General features: G+C 65.3%; 1 protein-coding gene. It reads right to left on the bottom strand.

What is annotated here, in order from left to right:
- On the bottom strand, positions 1-430 hold a 430-nt coding region (locus IC50_RS38270; RefSeq protein WP_035716899.1), incomplete at both ends, for a HAMP domain-containing protein.

Here is a 430-nt window from a genome sequence, read left to right as displayed (position 1 = left end):
CGTTGAGCTGGTCCACCATGGTGTTGAGCGTTTCCTTCAGCTGAAGGATTTCGCCCGACACGTTCACGGTGATCTTCTTCGACAGATCGCCCTTCGCCACCGCGGTCGCGACCTCGGCGATGTTGCGGACCTGGCCGGTGAGGTTCGAAGCCATCGAGTTGACGCTGTCGGTGAGGTCCTTCCAGGTGCCGCCGACACCGCGCACCACGGCCTGGCCGCCGAGCTTGCCTTCGGTGCCGACCTCGCGCGCCACGCGCGTGACTTCGCCGGCGAAGGCGTTGAGCTGGTCCACCATGGTGTTGATGGTGTCCTTCAGCTCCAGGATTTCGCCGCGCACGTCCACGGTGATCTTCTTCGACAGGTCGCCGCCGGCGACCGCCGTCGTCACCTCGGCGATGTTGCGGACCTGCGCGGTCAGGTTCGAGGCCAT

Source organism: Bradyrhizobium genomosp. I (2014), from assembly GCF_000261685.1.
Lineage (GTDB): Bacteria > Pseudomonadota > Alphaproteobacteria > Rhizobiales > Xanthobacteraceae > Bradyrhizobium.
This window is presented reverse-complemented; position numbering and strand designations above follow the sequence as displayed.